The organism is Paenibacillus sp. 1SOY10, assembly GCF_056836745.1.
The window spans coordinates 74,776-93,509 of sequence record NZ_JBXENK010000011.1; the positions used below are offsets into that span (position 1 = coordinate 74,776).

Sequence of the window (18,734 nt, forward strand, 5' to 3'; positions counted from 1 at the left end):
ACCTCCGTAGCCAAACCTCTGCCTTATTGCGAATTCCGCACGGCCTCTTGTATGAACGCTTCCAAGGTATCATTGACCGTCCATTCCCCTAAGGATACCCCATGGAACGACACCTTGGCTTTGTCATCGCCCATCTTGCCGGTAACCTCCAAATTCGGTGTAGTAATCGTAAACGTGCCATCTGCATTTTGCGTCAGTTCGGCATCCTTCGCTTCATTCTTCATCATGTTTAGCGCCTCGCTCTTGCTAATACTGACCGCCTGCTCCTTCACCGTCGTAACCGCTTCGCCGATATCCTTCAATGAGATTCCGCTATACACGATGATAAAGGCCGCAATAATCAATACAAGCGCCCACTTCACAACCGTCTTCACAAAGTTAATGACCAGAAATAGAATGACCAGCGCCACTACGATAACCAGCCAGTTCTCCTGCAAAAACTCGGTCCATACTTGAATATCCATCATTTCCAAACACTCCTAGACCCCAATTTATGTATTACATTATACATGATGGCCCAGCTTCATGTCAGCTTAACCGAATTACATGCAAATTTGCCCAAGCTTTTTGGGAAAAGGGTATAAGTTCGTCCCCCCGGGCGTACAAGTAGAGCATACTAGTTCATTCCCGAAAGGAGAGAAACGTCTCTTGAAGACCGCCTTCTGGCTCTATTTTTTTATGTTTCTCGCTTTCTTTGACCTGCATGCTCAGTATCCGATTCTGACCCCGTTCGCTTTATCACTCGGGGCCGCCCCTACCTTCATCGGCTGGATGATGGGCATTTATGCGTTAACCCATCTGCCGGGCAACTTGATTGCCGGGCAAGGCGTTGACCGACATGGCAGCAAGGGCTATATGATCTTCAGCCTGCTTACGGCCGGTATTATTTTGCTCATGCAGGCGCATGTCACCGAACCTTGGCAATTGCTTGTGCTCCGTTCCATCAGCGGTTTTGTACTAGCTTTCTTGTCACCTGCTTGCCTGGCCTTGCTTGCCTCACTATCCCGAAATGCCGTGCAGCAAGGGAAGCTGATGGCTGGACACGGGGTCATGCACACTTTAGCTTCTGTATTATCGCCGGCGGCTGGCGCTTTTCTGGTCGCCCAATCCGGGTTCACCCTAACCTTTCAGCTTCTGGGGTGGTTACTGATTTCAACAGGCATTATCGCTATCTTTACGATTAAGGAGCCAGCCAGAGCCAATGCCGGCAGTAACCAAGCCAAGCTCTCGCCATCAGCACAGGTACCGGTCAAGCTCAAGGTCATTCCTCTACGCTACTATTTGCTGCCGCTGGTAGTCTCTTGCTCTCAAGGTATCTTGTTCTTTGAACTCCCCTTGCAGGCAGGCGGAACGGCTGGAATTATGCACACCGGGCTTTATTTCTCTATCATTAGCCTTGGTGCTTTAGTTACGTTATCGATGCTGTTCTTGAACAAATATTCACCTTATAAGCGGGCCAGCTTCGGGATTCTGGGCATTGCGCTGTCCTTTTTCGCCTTGGCATCGCTGGATTTCATAGCCCTGCCTGTTGCCTTATTTGTGCTGGGAATGTCCAAGGGCATTGTATTCCCGGCAATGGCCTCCCTATTTATCGATTTGAGTGGGGGCAAAAGGTTGGGTACCGTATTCTCCCTGCAATCCATCGCCATGTCACTGGGCTCCTTTATAGGACCTATTGCCGCAGGTGCCCTGCATGGCAAGCATTCACCGTACTTTCTGGCCTTCTTCCTGCTCATGCTGGCCACGTTGATTATGCCGCCGAAGAAACGCGGAAATCTGGTCCCTCCGCCCCTGGGAGCCGGGGCTGGTCCATCACAAGCACAGTAGGCCTGCACCCTGCACTGTGCCACCAACAACATGACAATTTTACCTGGCTTAGGCAGCCGCACAGGGCACAGGACGACGCCCTACATAAGATGATCGTGTAATCACCGACCAAGTCAGAAAGTGGGGTGAACACGAATGGGTGCTATTGATAATTGTGGACCAGGCCCTGTAGTTCCTGGCTATGGTGCATGGACATCAACAGGAGCAATCCTGGTTTTGTACATTTTGCTCGTCATCATTCTCCGCACTCCTCTGTTCTAAACCAGCAATATGATGATTCAACTCAACTCGGTCTGCCACTATCGGCAGGCCGGTTTGTGTTTTTCCTTTATTTATATGACGCATTAGCGGAACCTCTAGTTCCCAAAATCGTACTACTCTATACAACCCATTTTAAGGAGGTCTTAGGTTTGAGGAATAAACGGACGATTATCCCCGCATTTCTGCTTATCATTTCATTAATTTTACCTAGCGGAGCATTGGCTGCAGGTGCAGAGACGATTACTGGTGGAGCACAACCGACAGAGCTTTCCGCAATTGCCGCCGAGAAAGCAGCACTTTTAACAGATACTTACGGTACGACCAGCATTCAATATGCCTTAATCGACAACGGTGAGATCATTGTATCAGGCCAATCTGGTATAAATGACATTCAAGGCCAACTGCCGTTGACCAAAGATACTACTTACGGAATTGGCTCAACCAGTAAAATGTTTACTACTGCCGCTGTAATGAAGCTAGTCGAACAGGGAAAGATTTCTCTTGATACCCCGCTTACGCAATACATAGCGGAGTTTAAAATGAAAGACGACCGCTACAAGCAGATTACCCCCAGAATGCTGCTGAATCATTCTTCCGGACTGCAAGGCTCCAGCCTGACCAACGCCTTCTTGTTCGAGGATAATGATACTTATGCCCATGATACTTTGCTGGAGCAGCTCTCCAGCCAGTCCCTCAAGGCTGATCCTGGCGCATTCTCAGTCTATTGCAATGATGGATTTACTTTGGCCGAAATTTTAGTAGAACGGGTGAGTGGCACAGATTTCACCTCTTTTGTTCATCAGCACTTCACAGAGCCGCTTAAGTTGAACCATACACAGACTCCTCAAGATGGCCTTGAGCCAAAGGAAATGGCGGCGCTCTATTTACCTACTTATCCAGAGCAACTTCCAAACGAAACGGTTAATGCCATCGGAACTGGAGGGATTTATTCCACTGCCGAGGATCTCGTAACCTTCGCTTCCGTATTTACCGGGGAAGCAGGTATTCTCTCAGAGCCATCGCTGAAAGCCATGGGAGAATCCGAATACCGGAAGGGTATATGGGCGCCGGAAGCCGATAGCGTCCTGAACTTCGGATTAGGCTGGGATAGCGTGAAGGCCTTCCCTTTTAACGATTATGGCATCAAAGCCCTGGTCAAAGGGGGAGATACCCTGATGTATCACGCCTCCCTGATCGTACTGCCAGAGCATAATATGGCGGCTGCGGTTCTATCCTCAGGAGGCTCCAGCAGCACGAATCAACTGCTGGCGAACGAAATGCTTCTCCATGCCTTGAAGGAGAAGGGAACGATTAAAGAATGGAAGCCTGCCAAGAGCTTCGGCACGCCGGTACAAGCCGATTTGCCGAAGGAACTGGAAGCTTACACGGGATATTACGGAAGCTCCAATCAATTGTATTACCTTAAAGTAGCAGACGGAGCCTTGTCCATCACTCAACCTGCCGTACCAGCAGCACCTGAACAGAAATTGATTCATGTCGGAGATGGTGAATTTGTCAGCGAAGACGGGGCAGCCAAGGTGAGCTTCGTCAAGGAAGATAACGGACGCACCTATCTCTGGGAGAGACAGTATGCGACCGTTCCGGAACTGGGCCAACTCGCGGTGAATCTCTATTCGGCCGAGAAGCTGGAGGAACAGGAGATCTCTCCTGAAACAGCTAAAGCCTGGGAGCAACGTGCAGGAAAAACTTATTATCTCGTATCCGAGAAATATAGCTCCATTGTTTACTTTGTGATGGAACCCATCTTGGGCGTTGATCTTCTCCCTGACGCCTTGCCAGGCTATTGGATAGACAAGCCGATTCTGGGACCAGACACAGCGAAGAGCCAACATCAGATTCCAGCAGTAGGCAGCCGGGATACGGCCGAATATCGCTTCCTTAACAAGAACGGAACCGAATATTTGGAGGCTGCAGGCTCTTCTTATATTAGTGAGGATGCGTTGAAGCCACTTTATGCCGGGCACCAGTCTTTGGCTACCCTTAAGGCCGACGAGACTGTGCGCTGGTACACCATCCCTGCTGAAGCTGCAGGTAAAACAATGACCGTTAACCTCCCTGATGAAGCAGCCTATGCCGTATATGACGAAAGCGGCCTATGCGTTAGCTTCTCGGTTGTTCACGGTAGCGGTGAAGTAACGTTGCCGGAGGACGGAAGTATTGCCTTCATCGGTGATCCAGGAGCCGTATTCACTGTCTCCCTGACTACACCGTAACTTCAGCCGTCAGAACAGAAACAGGGTGCAATCGCGACATGCGATTGCACCCTGTTTAATTTATATTTGCATTAGAAGTTGAAATCCTCGTCAGTCAATGGCTCTACGTTCAGCGCCTTCACATAGCCATTCCCCTTCTTGGAGAAAAAGTCATGCTGCTTCGTTTCCGTACGAATGCCGTTAAGTACGATAGGATTGATGTCCTCATCCTCGAATGGAGGCTCCAGACCCAGGTTCATGAACGCCTTGTTGGCATTGTAGCGAAGGAATGCCTTCACTTCATCAACCAGTCCGATTTGCGCATAGATTTGCTCGGTATAACGCTCTTCATTGGCATGCAAGTAATGCAGCAGCCCTTCTAACGTCTCCTGAACATCCTTTTGCTCGTCCTCATCCAGCTGCGCGAAGACTTCTTGCGCTAGCACACCAACATATACGCCATGGATACTTTCATCCCGCAGGATCAGGTCGATAATTTCTCCGCTGGAGGTCATTTTACCTTGTCCCGCCAAGTAAAGCGGGTAGAAAAAGCCACTATAGAACAGATAGCTTTCCAGCAGCACAGAAGCCGCCATAGCCAGATATAACTCACGTGGAGAATTAATGTTAGTGTAGTATTGGCGAATGGTCTCCGCCTTCGTTTGCAGCATTGGATTCTGCTCCACCCAACGGAAGATCTCATCAATCTCCTCATTAGAGGCCAGCGTCGTGAAGATACTACTGTACGACTTGGCATGGATTTGCTCCATCATACCCATGAACCCTAGTACCGCCTTGCGCTGCAAGCCGTCCACATGCTCCATAATTTGTGGCATACCTACGCCACCTTGAATCGTATCGAGCAAGGTCAAGCCACCCAGCACTTTCATATAGGCATCCTTCTCTTCAGGATTCAAGGTCATCCAAGACATCTTGTCATCCGACAAAGGAATTTCATCATCCGTCCAGAATTGCATGATATTCTGATTCCAGAACATCATGGTGAAATCATCGTCGGGACGATTCCAGTTGACTGCTTGTATCGCACACATCTCCGTCATTCATCCCTTTCAAGTCTTTCCTTTTTTATTTACACCGAGCAGGTCAGGCATTCCTCAACGGATAAATTCTTCGTACGGGTATAGTACAAAGACTTAAGTCCTTTGTGCGCTGCATACAGATAGTAACGCGCCAGTTGACGAGTCGTCACATTGCTGTTCACATGCAGAATCGTCGAAATACCTTGGTCAATATGCGGGGCAATTTCCGCAATCAGGTCAATGACCTTGAGTTGATCCATTTGGTAAGCTGATTTATAGAAGAAAATATTCTCTGCACTTAGATAAGGCATCGGATAATAAGTAGTCGAATTAGCATAAGTCCGGGTTTCAATTTGCTCTACCACAGGCATAACGCTCGAGGTGGCATTTTGAATGTACGAGATGCTAGCCGTTGGCGCAATAGCCAACCGATAGGCATGGTACAGTCCATGCTTCATCACGTTTTCTTTCAGCTTCGCCCAATCTTGCGGCGATGGAATCTCCATTCCGGCGAACAGCCCGGCTGCCCGTTCGGTAAGTGGACGATAGTCCGTGTTCAAATAACGATTGAAGTATTCACCTGTCGCATATTCCGATTCCTCGAAGCCTGCGAAGATTTGACCGGTCTGCGTCGCGATCTCCATACTCTTCTCCAGCGAGTAGTAGTTCATCATCATGAAGAAGGTACGAGCAAAGTCCCGCGCAGTTTCACTTTCGTAAGGAATCTTGTTTTTCGCCAAGTAGCCATGCAGGTTCATAACACCGAGTCCTACGGAATGCATTTCCCGATTTGCCTTGGCTACACCCGGAGCATTGGATACGCTCGTCATGTCGCTGACCGCAGTCAATGCGACCATACCCTCATGCACAGACTCGCGAATTTTCTTCCGTTCCATCACATTCACAATGTTCAAGGATGCCAGATTACAGCTAATATCACGGCGAATCTTGTCTTGCTGACCATAGTCCAGAATCTCCGATGTTTCTTGCAGTTGGAAGATCTCTGTGCACAGGTTGGACATCTTCACTTGTCCTATTCGCTTCAAGGCATGCTGATTGTTCGCATTACTCTTGTTCATAATATATGGATAACCGGACTCCAACTGAGTCATCGCAATCTTGGTCAGCATGTCCCGCGCGCTCATCAGCTTTCTTTTCTTAACCCGATTATCAGCAAGCAGCGTGTCATACATTACATCAAGATCCATGTCATCCAGATGCGTACCATAGGCTTTATATACACTGTAAGGGCCAAATACATGAAGCGGCTCGTTAGCCTTGGCTAGCTCGTAGAACCGATTCGGTACAATCAGTCCGATGGAGAGCGTCTTAAGGCGAATCCGCTCATCAGCGTTAATTTTTTTGCTATCGAGGAATTCCGCAACGTCCCAGCCAAAGATATTGTAATATCCGGCACCAGAGCCCTTGCGTTGTCCCATTTGATCCGCATAGGAGAAAGCATCCTCCATCAGCTTCAGAACCGGCATAATGCCCTTGGCGGCACCCTCAACGCCTTTGATAGCCTCACCACGTCCACGTAGCTTCGACAGGTTAACCGCTACACCGCCGCCAATCTTGGACAACTGCATGCATGTATTCAGCACATAGTTGATTGAATTCAAAGAATCATCCATCTCCAGCAGGAAGCAGGAGACCATCTCGCCGCGACGGCTTTTACCTGCATTAAGGAACGTTGGAGTCGCGGGTTGAAGCCGTTGCTCCATCATAGAACGTGCCAGCAAGCTGGCTGTATCTGCATTTCCCCGTCCCAAGTAAAGTGCCACGATGGCCACCCGATCGGGATAATGTTCCAGAAACATCGATTTGTCATTCGTTTTCAAGGCGTAATCGTTATAAAATTTGGATGCTGCCATATAAGAAGGAAACTCAAAATTATAGCTGTGGGTGATGTTGTATACACGCTCGACTTCCTCAGCCGTATATTGGTTAAACACATTCTCGTAGTAGTCATTATCAATCATATAACGCACCTTGTCGGTGGCAGTCAGGAAGGTCATGCTCTTACGCGCTACTTCCTCCATAAATTCGGCAACAGCTTCCCGGTCCTTATCCAACTGGAAGAACCCGTCTGCGTCCCGTTGCATCAATAAGTTGTTAAGTTCAATATGCCGCAACCCGGCTCACCTCCTGCATAAAATTTTCCGCATCCCGCTTGGTTCCAGAAAGTTCGAATTTGGCCACGATAGGCACCTGATAGCGCTCCGAGATCAAATCCGCGCTCTTCGCAAACTTCTCGCCCCAATTACGGTTGCCGCTGGCAGCTACGCCAAGCAGCCGCTTATAATTATTCTCCAGAAAAGCCGACACTTTCGTAGGTACCTGTCCAAACCCGGTCGTATATGTAATCAGCACAAATGGCTCTTCCAGCGTCATGCCCTCATTGATCTGCACCGCAGGATAACCCAGCTTTTGAATGAACCGTTTTACATTGCCCGTTTTGGAATCGTACGCAATCAGCATCGTTACTCCCTCACTTTTCCTATCATTTCGTCTATAACTATATATTCCGTTAAAACACGGTTTGAAACAACATATTGTTGTATTTAATTAATTTAATACCTATATATAGTATTGTCAATCCTGAAAAACACCTAAATGCAGCTTGTCCCACTTGTGGATAATGTGGAAAATTCGCCAACCTCGCATCAGACAAGCATCTGCTGCTGCTTAAGCTTGTTGATAATTATTTTTTTAAAAATTTTTCTTTAATTTTGAGATAAAACTCTTTACACACAAAAAAGCACCCCTGCAACAAGAGGCGCTTTTTGTCAAATAAAACTTGCCAACAAACTCTACAGTTGGAAGACGAGCAACAAGATCCCCACAACAAAACAGTAATAGGCAAAATATTTCAAATTCCCTTTAGCCATAATGTTCATGAACCACTTCATAGCAAAATAAGTAACGACCATTGTGGTTAAAAAAGCAATAAGGTAAGGCATGAATAACGCCGAGCCGGCCGAATCGCTGGCAATATCGGAAATTCCCAGCACCAATCCGCCCAGGCTGACCGGAATGTACAGCATGAACGAAAATCTCAAGGCAGTATCCTGCTTCATTCCCACCGCAATGGAGGAAATAATCGTTGCCCCTGAACGGCTGATGCCTGGAATCAGGGCAATGGCTTGTCCAAGGCCCACCAGTAACGCGTCCTTGGCCGATAAATCGCCGTCCCGCTTTCTCCCCCTGAGGTTACGAATGATCCATAACGCTGCTCCTGTGACCAACAGAGCAATCGCTACCGTGTGAACCGAAGAGAATACGGTTTCGATTTGATCCTTGAACAACATACCAACGATGACGGCTGGAAGAGTACCAATGATAATGTAAATGATAAACATAAAGTCCGATTTGTACTCAGGTTTACGTGTTCTGAGATAACCCAGGCCGTTTACAAACAATCTGGCGATATCCTGACGGTAAATAAACATGATAGCCAGTAGTGATGCCGTATTTGTCAGAATTTCAAAGGAAAGGCCTTCGTTTGCAATACCCATCAGCTTCTTGGCGATAATGACATGGCCGCTGGACGAGACCGGGATGGGTTCTGTCGCTCCCTGGACAGCCCCTAAAATTAAATACTTAAACCATAATATCAAGTCCTCCACAAGCTACCCACTTTCTTCTGTCTTTTTTGCTTCAGTGAATCTTCCCCACTGTACTTTATAGATTATAACGCAATGAGGGAAGATGTAGAAAGCCCCCGGCTTTGCATCGCTACCTGACGGCAGTATAAACTAAGGCCATAGCCGCATAGCTCCATAACTAAACTATTTTGAGGTGACTTTAGCTTGAATATCAGCATTATTGTAGAAGGGAAAAATGACCGCAGCAAGGTGCGTCGCTTGGTGACCGAGGATGTCCGTATTCACTGCACCTTTGGTACGCTGAACAGCGAGAAGCTGGACAAGCTGCGCAAACAGGTGGCGGACGATGAGGTGTATCTATTCCTCGATAACGACCCCTCCGGCAAACGAATCCGCGGGGTGCTCCGCGACGCCTTTCCTGAGGCCCAGCAAATCTATACCCGCCGAGGTTATGCCGGGGTGGAGGGGACGCCGGAAGAATATATTATTGCCCAACTGGAAAAGGCCGGGCTGGAGGAGTATATTCTATACCCTCCACCGGCCTTCTAGTCAGGTTCAACCACCTGCTATTCAGTTATTCCCGCACTAAACCCATAACTCCATCAGCAATTTCCTGTGGCGTTGCTTCCGGCCGATAGATCGCACGAAGTTGCCCTTTGCGATCAACCAAGCCAATCAGGTCCATATGCACGAAGTTTCCGTCCTGGTCCTGATCAATCAATATTTTGAATGAGTCCATGGCCAAGTCGAACGTTTGCTGCTGGTCCCCCCGCAGGAAGTACCAACCACTATAATCCGCCTTAAACTTATCACCAAAAGCCTGCAAGCTGTCAAGCGTATCCCGCTCTGGGTCAAAGGTGACCGAAACGATAGAGGCATCCTGACCAAACAAATCCTTTTCCTTCAATATGTCCTGAACCTGACTGAGCCTGAAGGTAGTAATCGGACAGACGTCCGGACAATTGGAGAAGAAGAAATAAAATAGCCGTACCTTGCCGTTAGTATCCTCCAGCGTCACGGTGCTGCCATCCACGTTCTCCATGCTGAAATCGGCGACAGGCCGAATAACCGGCAGCTTGGGCTTGGCATACGCATCCCATAGCAGGTAACCGGCCAACACGGCACAAATCGCCAGCAAAATCCAACTCCATTTGTACTTCACCAAAACCTTCATCCCGCAACCTCCATCACAATCTGACCGTATCCAGAATCATCACAATCAGACATATCGTTAAATGGTTAACCGAGAACAAGAACACCTTTCTGGCCCAGGCATCGTTATCCTTGGCCCAGAACCCCTGCAGGGCCATCAGCAGCCACAGCACGGAGAGCAGTTCTCCAATAATCAGAAACCAAATCCCGGTATAGTTGTAAGCATAGAGTAATACGGGAATCGGCAACAGTAACACTAGATACGGAATCATCTGTATCTTCGTCCGTGGAATCCCCTTGACGACAGGAAGCAACGGGAAGCCTGCTGCCCGGTATTCTTCCGTTCGGCGAATGCCCAGTGCCCAAAAATGCGGCGGCTGCCATAAGAACAATAAGGCAAATAACATCCAAGCCCCGAGATCAATCCGGCCGGAGGCCGCCACATAACCGATTACGGGTGGCATAGCACCCGAAATGGCCCCGATGGAGGTACTCCAGGTAGACGTCCTCTTGAGCCAAAGCGTGTACACGACCACGTATACCAACATGCCAATGATGCCGAACAAGCCCGCAAGCGGCCCGGAGAAGGCAAATAGTACAGTCAGGCCCACGGCTCCTAAAATGGATGCGTACCATAATACCGTCTTGGGCGCCAGCTTGCCTGTCGGGAGCGCCCGGTTCTTCGTGCGGGCCATCTTGGTATCCATTTCCCGGTCGAAGTAATTATTAAATACGCATGATGCCGCCATGACCAGTCCTGTTCCAACCAGCATGATTATGAGTCCAGGAATATCCAATTCCCAGCGGGAAGCCAGCCAGAAACCAGCGAAAGCCGCAATCAAATTAGAGCGTAATATGCCTGGCTTCGTCAAGGCGACGAAATCTCTCCAGGTCGCCGTTTCTCCCGGAGGAGTAGGTCTAACAGACAACGCAGCGGATTCCGCAGAAGTCTGAACACTTAATGGTTTGTCCACGCGCGATTCAATCCTCCTACATATCGTATTAAGTTGGGATTAGCCTATATCAAATAGTTCGCAAATATTTTAGCGATTCCACCCTCTTGATATAAACTTTATCACATCAAAACGCGTAAATGTTTAAAAATACTCGGAATCTCGCCCGTTGATTATGACAATTCGGTGACTACTCATCAAAGGGCAACGAATCCCATCAAACGCTGAACCTCTTTCAACGTTTTGTCTGCCATCTCACTTGCTCTCTCCGCCCCCTGGCGCAAGATGCTGCGCAATTCACCGGACTCGCGAATATCACGATACCGCTGCTGAAGCGGCTCAATCACACCTACCACTACTTCAGCCAAATCCTTCTTGAACGCACCGTACATTTGTCCTTCATAACGCTGTTCTACCTCTGCAATGGACAGACCGGCACACTGGCTGTATATCGTAATAAGGTTGCTAACCTCCGGTTTGTTGGCAGGATCGAATTTCACCTCACGGCCTGAATCCGTGGTTGCGCGGCTGATTTTCTTCCGAATTTCAGCCGGAGTGTCCAAGAGAGCAATGTAACTTCCGGGATTCGGGTTACTCTTGCTCATCTTGTTGGAGGCATCGTCCAACGACATGATACGAGCTCCGACTTCGGGAATATAAGGCGCTGGCAAAGTAAAATAATCCCCGAACCGGTGATTGAAGCGTCCAGCCAAATCTCGGGTCAACTCCAAGTGCTGCTTCTGATCCTCACCTACTGGCACCAAATCAGCGTTATAAAGTAAGATATCAGCCGCCATTAAAGCTGGATATACAAACAAACCGGCCCCTACCGAGTCCTTGCCCGCTGATTTGTCCTTAAACTGTGTCATTCGTTCCAGTTCGCCCATGGAAGTGAGCGTAGTCAATAACCATCCTAGTTGAGCGTGCTGCATCACATGTGATTGCAAGTAGACATTGGCTTTACTTGGATCAATTCCTGCGGCAATATAGAGCGCTGCGACAGCTTCAGATTGCTCTGCCAGAGCAGCCGGTTCTTGAGGAACCGTAATGGCGTGAAGATCCACCACCATGAAGTTGCATTTGTGTTCATGCTGCAGGGCGACAAAATTTTTGATGGCCCCAATGTAATTGCCAAGCGTGAGTTGCCCGCTGGGTTGAATACCAGAAAGAACTGTTTTCATAACGACATCCTCCTCAAGTCAATAATAGTGTTAGGCCCTGGGCCTCCGGCATAATGAATGCAAAAAGGCCCCACGCCCGCAAAGGGACGTGAGACCGTGGTACCACCCTTATTCGCCAGAAATCCGTAAGCAGTAACCTAAAATAAGCTGCCTGGAAGCATTTCCGACCTTCAAATCCATAACGCGGATCAATCGGCCGGATATACTGAGAAGAGACGCCCCTTCCGTTCCACCAGGCACTCCGAGGTCCATTCGGCTAAAATCCTCCTCCGGTTCGCATCGACCACCGGCTTTCTGCAGGACGATTATTTTGCTTACTTGCCCTCATCATCGCATTCTTTATCTTGCGCCTTAATTGTTACCATCATAAATGGCTCTGCCGGGCCGTGTCAAATCCATTTTTCGTCCACCGGAAAAAGTGTTATGATTAGTCTAGCTTAAAGTGCGTGTTCAAAAGTCGGGTTTGTAGGACCAAAGCTTATGCTTTCGATGTGCGTTTTTTCAAAACGCTTGAGTTGGATGAAGCTAGGGACTGAGTAGCGGAGCGTAGACAGATCTACGTGAGCAACGGAAGGCCCGGCTGAATTCAAGATTCGATGTCGAATTGACTCCTTGAACAACTCCGTCCTGTGAAGACGACTTTTTGAACTACCTCTTAAAGAACTGATTATTATGTGGGAAAAGGAGCAACGATATGAAAAAGGTGACCAAAGGGCAATGGAACGGTTACGATACGTATATCTTACATAGCCGCGAACTTGAAGTCACGCTGCTACCCCGCCTTGGCAATAACGTCATTCGTATATGGGATAATATCCAACAACGCGATGTACTGCGTCATCCGGAAGAAAGCGAACTTGATTTTTACTTGCAAAAGCCATACCACTTCGGCATTCCCCTTCTGGCTCCTCCGGGACGCATCCGCAGAGGGCAATTCACGTATGCCGGACAGAACTATCAATTCAATCAGAACACGGCCAACGATAATCACATTCACGGCTTGCATCGTACGCAGAGCTGGTGCGTTAGCGACATAGAAGAGGATGAAGAGGGTTGTGCAATTACGACCGAATTCATCACCTCTGACGATCCTGACTGGATTCGGCAATATCCTGAGCCACTTAAGTTGGAAATGACCTTGCGGCTGCAAGGCTCATCCTTGACCCAAACCTATAAGATCAGCCACTTGGGCAAACAACCCGCTCCTTTTGGTTTAGGGCTGCACACGTGGTTTATGATCGATGGGGAACCGGGGCGCTGGACACTTAAATTGCCGGTATCTGATCAATTTAGCGCCGATGAAGAGAACATCCCTACCGGTGAGGTCGTCCCGCTCGGTGCTTGGGCTGCCTTGAATGAGGGAATGAACCTGAAAGGAACCAATTGTGATACCATGCTCCGTATCGGGGATAAGCCCGTGGAAGCCTTGTTGACCCGTGATGATGGCTACGGGCTGCGTTACACGGCAGATCCTGAGTATTTTAAGTTCTGGGTCATTTATTCAAAGGGTGAAGCGGACCAGTTCTATTGCATCGAACCATATACTTGGTTGCCGGACGCCCCCAACATCGATTTGCCTGCAAGTGAAACTGGGTTAATCGAGCTTCAGCCCGGACAATCGCTTAAGCTTAATATCCATCTGGACATAGTGTACCCGGACGGACCTATCTCCTGACTTAAAGAAATGCAATAATTGCCACCTCCTTTGGTTTCGTATTTTGCGCATATTTTGCTCTCTGCGAACCATACTAACATCACAATCGCCAAAGGAGGTGACAAACATGGCAAGTCAAGGCCGCAATAATCTTGTGGTTCCTCAAGCAACTGCTGCTCTTCAACAATTGAAATATGAAGCAGCTCAGGAATTGGGCGTAACCATTCCTCAAGACGGGTACTACGGGAACTACACTTCCCGTGAAACAGGTTCTCTTGGAGGATACATCACAAAACGTTTGGTCCAAATCGCGGAGCAGCAACTTTCGGGTCGTTCTAACCTGTAATTGCATCTCCTATTATGATTATATGAAACAGGCGACCCGCTTAGGCAGGTCGCCTGTTTCACTATAATTTGATCGTGTGCTGCCATGCCGCTTATTACTTTATGTTTAAGAAATGTTCTTGTATGTATGAGTTTTGTCCTTAGGCGAATAACGCTGGACCAACAAGTTGGCCATATTGTAGTTGGATTCCATCACAGCATCGACAACAACCATCCCTTTACGCAAAGCAAATTCGTAGCTGATCTCGCCATGGGTCCAATAACGCTTGTATTTCAGCGCCTCAATCGCCATCATCCGAAAAGAATTCAACTGTGTTACATCCAGCCCTTGTTCTTCCTCAGTAAGCTGCCCGTCTCTTCCCGCAATCGGGTTATGACGAATTCCAAATTTTCCGACCGTGTTATTGCGAATTTGCAGGAATACAGTTCCCGAACTTAACCCGGCCAGTTCCTCCCCTAACTCCTTAAACACCATGTCTACCTGTCTGGCCAGTGAAATCTCATCGGTTTTGATCATAATCTTCTCCCTCCCTCAAGCATATTCTCCTATAATTTAGGTCTTATGTCACATTATAGGCCACAAACATACATTGTTCAACATTTTAGTTGTTAATTAGTCAATAAAACCCATAAAAATCAGGACAAATTACTCTTTATATCATAAAATTCAGTCAAAAAATAACAATAAAACCAAGTCTGCTCAAGACTTGGTTTTATGACTTTCAGCTTATTTAGTTAACTCCAGAAAAGCTTCTACATCGGCGATATTTATAGCCATCGCATCTTGCCAGAAGTCTGGCTGAGTCAAGTCTACGCCAAGATGCTTAAGCGCAAGTTCCTCTACCGTCATGCGTCCGGTATCCTGCAACAATGCATCATACTTGGCGGCAAAGCCTTCACCTTCCCGCATCGCCATGGCATAGATTCCCGTGCTGAACATGTAACCGAAGGTATACGGGAAGTTGTAGAACGGTACGTCGGTGATATAGAAATGCAGCTTGGAGGCCCAGAAATGTGGGTGATAGCTGTCCAGCGCATTATGATAAGCCTCACGCTGCGCTTCTTCCATCAATTCTGATAATTCCTTGGCCTCTAATACGCCTTCTTTCCGCTTGGCATAGAACCGCGTCTCGAACAGGAAGCGAGCATGGATATTCATATAGAAGCTAACTGAATTTTGAATTTTGTCGGCCAGAAGTACGATTTGTTCCTCCTTGGTAGCGGCCCCTTTCACAAAAGCATCCGCCAAAATCATTTCAGCAAAGGTCGACGCCGTCTCGGCGACGTTCATTGCATAGTTCTGATTCAGGAACGGCAGGTCCTCCATCACGCTCTGGTGGTAAGCATGACCCAACTCATGAGCCAGCGTATACACATTAGATACCGTTCCCCCAAACGTCATAAAGATCCGGGTCTGCTTGCTCTTGGGCAGCGAGGTACAGAAGCCGCCTGGACGCTTGCCAGGCCGATCTTCTGCTTCAATCCAGCGCTTGTCAAAAGCCTGAACGGCAAAATCGGCCAGCTTCGGACTGAAATTCCGGAACTGCTCAACGATATCCAGAGCTCCTTGCTCATAGGTTACCTTACCGGACACTTGACCAAGTGGAGCATCCACATCGGTCCAGCTCAGCTTATCCAGACCCATCAGCTTCGCTTTGCGTTCAAGGTAAGCTACGAACGTCGGCTTGCTGTCCTCAATGACCTTCCACATCGCTGCGAGCGTCTGATCCGACATCCGGTTAAGAGCCAGCGGCTCCTTAAGGATGTTATTCCAGCCGCGTCTTTCGTACAGCTTCAGACGGAACCCTGCCAGTCGGTTCAGGGTATCAGCACAATAATCTGCCGATTTGGACCATGCTTCCTCCCAACTTGCAAAAGCACGTTCCCGCACGCTGCGATCCGGGCTATCCAGCTTGTTCGCTGCCTGGCCTACAGACAGAAGTTCAACGTTACCGTCAGCATCTTCAAACGGAACGGTTACGTTAGTAACAATCGTATCATAGTGCTGTCCCCAGCCATGATAACCATCCACTGAGAGGTCGGATACAAGTGTCTCCAGTTCAGGAGCTAATTTCTCACGCGCCAGGCTTCTCTTTTCGCTAAGTGCAAATGAAACAGGGGCAATCTCTTCCCGCTTCATCCAGGCCTCCCACACCTCGTCTCCGGTTAAACTCAGGACATTCCAGAACAAGGTCAATACATTCTCGAAGGAAGCTTGCAGGCTTGTAGATTTCGCATTGAGTTGTACCGCCTTCTTGTCATGTTGATCTTGTGCCGTCAAGCAACCGATGAAGCTGAACAGTTCAAATAGACGGGCATCAGCATCTTGTAAATGCTCAAGCAAACCATCCAAAGCCCGAGTGTCCTCTATCGTTGTAGGAACCGCCAACTCGGCAACCTGACTGTGATAATCGGCAATGTCCTGCTCCAGCCGTTCCAGATAGGCTTGAAGCTCCGGAGATGACGATCCTCCGGGAAATATCGATTCCAAATCCCATACGGGTTTAAGTGCTCCTGCAAATGGCGTTGTCATTAAAAATCTCTTCCTTTCGTCATCCTATTGATGGTTCATGAAAAAAAAGTGTATGCTTATGATAAAGTTATCAGCTTGACAGGGGGAAAAGAATGATGAAGCCGTTACAAATTTCGTCGGATACCGCCGTGAAATTAGCCGCAAAACTCAAAGTGCCTATCGAGCACTTGATGCATATGCCGCAGCACATCTTATTACAGAAAATTGCCGAGTTGGCCAAGGATGAGGCCGCTAGTCCAGCAGCAGAGCAGGATACCGCCCCATCCAAGGACAATTCAGGCCATGATGCAGAACCTTCATGATCCCGTTTAACCAAGCCTGGCCTTATGATGTTATGATGGGAGATGTCTATGTACATGAGTGTCCGTTCTGCTCCACCAGCAACGTGCTGCTGCCGCTGAAGCCCCGCGAACTCAAGGCGATTCACGAAGGAAAGAAGAAGTTGATCGTCTTCCCTTGCTGTGGGAATAAAATTCATGTGCTGGACTGCGACAACGATTATTTGTTAACCGATACCGTACTTCGTTAATTCAAAGAACTATAATGACCACAACCAGGACCGTTCCTTTGCCGGAACGGTCCTGGACTTGTTATGACTGCATTTCCTCGGGTAGCTCATGTCCGCCGTTCAACATTTCTTCACGTAACAGTGCCCACTGTTCCCGAGAAGCACGAATCATCGCCGCATCCATAATCTTCTTATCATTGATGACCCTGGAGAACCACTTGACCGCTTCATTGTAATTCTCCACTCTGCGATGCAGCTCACCAATCAGATACATCAAGCGAGCATCATTCCCAGCTACCCCTTCATTCTCGAATACACGAATGTACGCCTCCAGGGCAAATTCCAAGAATCGTCTCTCTTGCTCCCGGTTGCTCTGATATCGGTACAGCCAAGCGATGTGGTGGAGCAAACTCGCGATAATCCGGTCTTTCTCACCGATGGTTTGTGCACAGATCAAAGCCAGCTTGTACGTTTCCAGCGCAGTATCCCAGTCCCGCTTACTCCCATAGTCTCTTTGGGAGAAACGGCTTCCGATGGCCTCTTGGAATTTCAGCTTCTGCCGATCGTTCAATCGCTCCAGCGAATTCTCTGTGGAGGCGAAGCCACAAGAGGGACAGACACGTACAACGTAATAATCCGGATTCTCCTTCTGATAATAGCTACAAAAATCCGTGTCAGTGCGCGAAGCCCGCTTGAAGCTGGGACGAACACGCGAGGTGGAGAACTCATTTTCGCAGTGGCTGCAAGTGACTTTAATCTGATAGAGGGGTTCCAATTCCAATTCCAATTGTTTTACTTCCTTTCCGTAGTCCCTTGCGGATAGATGCCCGTTCAAGGTGTATTGACGAAGTGAAAGGCCGGGCCAGATAACCGCTCCAATATGAATTCCTTCAGCGGCTCTTCAACTCCAATCTCCTGGAGCGCCCCGCGCATGCAACCCAACCAGGCCTCCGCCCGCTCCCGAGTCACCGGAAACGGCATATGCCTGGCTCGCATAGCCGGATGGCCATAAGCGTCAGAATAAAGGGAAGGACCTCCGAAAAACTGCGTCAGGAACATAGATTGCTTTTCCAGTACCGGAGTGATGTCTTCAGGGAACAAGGGACCCAGCAATGGATCACGCTGAACTCTCGGATAAAAAGCCTCTACCAGCCGCCGAACCGTCTGCTCGCCGCCCAGATTGTCGTAAATGCTCTTGCTCAAATCCATCTGCCTCACCGCCCGCTTCCTGTGTCTAATTTCCTTCTCATGTCCAAAAGCATGCATTAAAAATGGACGTCTTTCCTCATTATAACAAAAAAAAATAAAAGCTCCTACCGAAGCGGAGCTTTTACTCAAATGACAAGTCTATCAGTAACTACGCCAATCCTCTTCACCGGAATGGACCAGAGAGGCGCGGATAACATATACAAAAGCACATACAAGAACACCTGCAACAACGCTCATGATCATCACTCCA

The 18,734-nt window shown here is 48.5% G+C and carries 19 protein-coding genes and 1 other annotated feature; of the genes, 7 read left to right on the forward strand and 12 right to left on the reverse strand.

Annotated elements, in window-relative coordinates; all coding sequences use genetic code 11:
- Window positions 1-23: 23 nt before the first annotated feature.
- Window positions 24-464, reverse strand: coding sequence for a hypothetical protein (locus AC1VOR_RS20020; protein ID WP_482620511.1), 441 nt, complete (start codon window positions 462-464; stop codon window positions 24-26).
- Window positions 465-648: 184 nt separating this feature from the next.
- On the opposite strand from AC1VOR_RS20020, the gene AC1VOR_RS20025 reads away from it, so the two are divergent.
- Together AC1VOR_RS20025 and AC1VOR_RS20030 are read left to right on the forward strand one after the other, a co-directional pair.
- A complete protein-coding gene (locus AC1VOR_RS20025) occupies window positions 649-1,827 on the forward strand; it encodes an MFS transporter (RefSeq protein WP_482620443.1) in 1,179 nt (392 codons plus the stop codon).
- A gap of 410 nt (window positions 1,828-2,237) precedes the next feature.
- On the forward strand, window positions 2,238-4,322 hold the full coding sequence (locus AC1VOR_RS20030; protein ID WP_482620445.1) for a serine hydrolase domain-containing protein: 2,085 nt from the start codon (window positions 2,238-2,240) through the stop codon (window positions 4,320-4,322).
- A gap of 71 nt (window positions 4,323-4,393) precedes the next feature.
- Here the strand turns inward: AC1VOR_RS20030 and nrdF are convergent, their stop codons facing one another.
- The 4 genes from nrdF to AC1VOR_RS20050 form a co-directional block, all read right to left on the reverse strand.
- The gene (gene nrdF, locus AC1VOR_RS20035; RefSeq protein WP_482620446.1) at window positions 4,394-5,353 is read right to left on the reverse strand and encodes a class 1b ribonucleoside-diphosphate reductase subunit beta; all 960 of its coding nucleotides are present in this window, start codon (window positions 5,351-5,353) and stop codon (window positions 4,394-4,396) included.
- A gap of 38 nt (window positions 5,354-5,391) precedes the next feature.
- The gene (gene nrdE / locus AC1VOR_RS20040) at window positions 5,392-7,476 is read right to left on the reverse strand and encodes a class 1b ribonucleoside-diphosphate reductase subunit alpha (protein WP_482620448.1); all 2,085 of its coding nucleotides are present in this window, start codon (window positions 7,474-7,476) and stop codon (window positions 5,392-5,394) included.
- Window positions 7,463-7,822, reverse strand: a complete 360-nt coding sequence (nrdI, locus tag AC1VOR_RS20045; RefSeq protein WP_482620450.1) for a class Ib ribonucleoside-diphosphate reductase assembly flavoprotein NrdI — start codon at window positions 7,820-7,822, stop codon at window positions 7,463-7,465. Before nrdI ends, nrdE begins: the two co-directional genes overlap by 14 nt.
- Window positions 7,823-8,154: 332 nt before the next feature.
- Entirely contained in the window at window positions 8,155-8,970 is an 816-nt protein-coding gene (locus tag AC1VOR_RS20050) for an undecaprenyl-diphosphate phosphatase (RefSeq protein ID WP_482620451.1), read from the reverse strand.
- 183 nt (window positions 8,971-9,153) lie between these two features.
- On the opposite strand from AC1VOR_RS20050, the gene AC1VOR_RS20055 reads away from it, so the two are divergent.
- Window positions 9,154-9,498 (forward strand): toprim domain-containing protein, encoded by a 345-nt coding sequence (locus AC1VOR_RS20055; protein ID WP_482620452.1) that lies wholly within the window; start codon window positions 9,154-9,156, stop codon window positions 9,496-9,498.
- Between the two features lie 25 nt (window positions 9,499-9,523).
- On the opposite strand, the gene AC1VOR_RS20060 is transcribed toward AC1VOR_RS20055, so the two are convergent.
- The 3 genes from AC1VOR_RS20060 to trpS all read right to left on the reverse strand — a co-directional run bounded on the left by AC1VOR_RS20060 (window position 9,524) and on the right by trpS (window position 12,235).
- Entirely contained in the window at window positions 9,524-10,123 is a 600-nt protein-coding gene (locus tag AC1VOR_RS20060) for an SCO family protein (protein WP_482620454.1), read from the reverse strand.
- Between the two features lie 13 nt (window positions 10,124-10,136).
- Complete coding sequence (gene cyoE, locus AC1VOR_RS20065; protein WP_482620456.1) at window positions 10,137-11,075, reverse strand: heme o synthase; 939 nt, start codon at window positions 11,073-11,075, stop codon at window positions 10,137-10,139.
- 176 nt (window positions 11,076-11,251) lie between these two features.
- Entirely contained in the window at window positions 11,252-12,235 is a 984-nt protein-coding gene (gene trpS / locus AC1VOR_RS20070) for a tryptophan--tRNA ligase (RefSeq protein WP_482620458.1), read from the reverse strand.
- A gap of 79 nt (window positions 12,236-12,314) precedes the next feature.
- Window positions 12,315-12,575: a binding site (T-box leader), on the reverse strand.
- Window positions 12,576-12,929: 354 nt separating this feature from the next.
- Between trpS and AC1VOR_RS20075 the strand changes: the two genes are divergently transcribed.
- Together AC1VOR_RS20075 and AC1VOR_RS20080 are read left to right on the forward strand one after the other, a co-directional pair.
- Window positions 12,930-13,910, forward strand: coding sequence for an aldose epimerase family protein (locus tag AC1VOR_RS20075; protein WP_482620460.1), 981 nt, complete (start codon window positions 12,930-12,932; stop codon window positions 13,908-13,910).
- A 106-nt stretch (window positions 13,911-14,016) separates the two neighbouring features.
- Entirely contained in the window at window positions 14,017-14,235 is a 219-nt protein-coding gene (locus AC1VOR_RS20080) for an alpha/beta-type small acid-soluble spore protein (RefSeq protein WP_482620462.1), read from the forward strand.
- 105 nt (window positions 14,236-14,340) lie between these two features.
- Here AC1VOR_RS20080 and AC1VOR_RS20085 read toward each other — a convergent pair whose 3' ends face one another.
- Both AC1VOR_RS20085 and AC1VOR_RS20090 read right to left on the reverse strand, forming a co-directional pair.
- On the reverse strand, window positions 14,341-14,751 hold the full coding sequence (locus tag AC1VOR_RS20085) for an O-methyltransferase (protein WP_482620464.1): 411 nt from the start codon (window positions 14,749-14,751) through the stop codon (window positions 14,341-14,343).
- A gap of 210 nt (window positions 14,752-14,961) precedes the next feature.
- The gene (locus AC1VOR_RS20090) at window positions 14,962-16,767 is read right to left on the reverse strand and encodes a M3 family oligoendopeptidase (RefSeq protein WP_482620465.1); all 1,806 of its coding nucleotides are present in this window, start codon (window positions 16,765-16,767) and stop codon (window positions 14,962-14,964) included.
- 95 nt (window positions 16,768-16,862) lie between these two features.
- On the opposite strand from AC1VOR_RS20090, the gene AC1VOR_RS20095 reads away from it, so the two are divergent.
- Window positions 16,863-17,069 (forward strand): YycC family protein, encoded by a 207-nt coding sequence (locus AC1VOR_RS20095; protein WP_482620513.1) that lies wholly within the window; start codon window positions 16,863-16,865, stop codon window positions 17,067-17,069.
- The gene (locus tag AC1VOR_RS20100; protein ID WP_482620467.1) at window positions 17,066-17,296 is read left to right on the forward strand and encodes a hypothetical protein; all 231 of its coding nucleotides are present in this window, start codon (window positions 17,066-17,068) and stop codon (window positions 17,294-17,296) included. The genes AC1VOR_RS20095 and AC1VOR_RS20100 overlap by 4 nt, the downstream gene beginning before the upstream one ends.
- Before the next feature lie 61 nt (window positions 17,297-17,357).
- Here the strand turns inward: AC1VOR_RS20100 and AC1VOR_RS20105 are convergent, their stop codons facing one another.
- Both AC1VOR_RS20105 and AC1VOR_RS20110 read right to left on the reverse strand, forming a co-directional pair.
- Window positions 17,358-18,056, reverse strand: a complete 699-nt coding sequence (locus AC1VOR_RS20105) for a DUF2225 domain-containing protein (RefSeq protein WP_482620515.1) — start codon at window positions 18,054-18,056, stop codon at window positions 17,358-17,360.
- A gap of 50 nt (window positions 18,057-18,106) precedes the next feature.
- Complete coding sequence (locus AC1VOR_RS20110) at window positions 18,107-18,484, reverse strand: globin domain-containing protein (RefSeq protein ID WP_482620468.1); 378 nt, start codon at window positions 18,482-18,484, stop codon at window positions 18,107-18,109.
- Window positions 18,485-18,734: the final 250 nt, after the last annotated feature.

Excerpts from the sequence above, each read along its gene's own strand:
- AC1VOR_RS20020 (WP_482620511.1), bottom strand. The coding sequence starts at position 464 with ATGGATATTCAAGTATGGACCGAGTTTTTGCAGGAGAACTGGCTGGTT.
- nrdF (WP_482620446.1), bottom strand. The coding sequence starts at position 5,353 with ATGTGTGCGATACAAGCAGTCAACTGGAATCGTCCCGACGATGATTTC.
- nrdI (WP_482620450.1), bottom strand. The coding sequence starts at position 7,822 with ATGCTGATTGCGTACGATTCCAAAACGGGCAATGTAAAACGGTTCATT.
- AC1VOR_RS20060 (WP_482620454.1), bottom strand. The coding sequence starts at position 10,123 with ATGAAGGTTTTGGTGAAGTACAAATGGAGTTGGATTTTGCTGGCGATT.
- trpS (WP_482620458.1), bottom strand. The coding sequence starts at position 12,235 with ATGAAAACAGTTCTTTCTGGTATTCAACCCAGCGGGCAACTCACGCTT.
- AC1VOR_RS20075 (WP_482620460.1), top strand. The coding sequence starts at position 12,930 with ATGAAAAAGGTGACCAAAGGGCAATGGAACGGTTACGATACGTATATC.
- AC1VOR_RS20080 (WP_482620462.1), top strand. The coding sequence starts at position 14,017 with ATGGCAAGTCAAGGCCGCAATAATCTTGTGGTTCCTCAAGCAACTGCT.
- AC1VOR_RS20085 (WP_482620464.1), bottom strand. The coding sequence starts at position 14,751 with ATGATCAAAACCGATGAGATTTCACTGGCCAGACAGGTAGACATGGTG.
- AC1VOR_RS20090 (WP_482620465.1), bottom strand. The coding sequence starts at position 16,767 with ATGACAACGCCATTTGCAGGAGCACTTAAACCCGTATGGGATTTGGAA.
- AC1VOR_RS20095 (WP_482620513.1), top strand. The coding sequence starts at position 16,863 with ATGAAGCCGTTACAAATTTCGTCGGATACCGCCGTGAAATTAGCCGCA.
- AC1VOR_RS20100 (WP_482620467.1), top strand. The coding sequence starts at position 17,066 with ATGATCCCGTTTAACCAAGCCTGGCCTTATGATGTTATGATGGGAGAT.
- AC1VOR_RS20110 (WP_482620468.1), bottom strand. The coding sequence starts at position 18,484 with ATGGATTTGAGCAAGAGCATTTACGACAATCTGGGCGGCGAGCAGACG.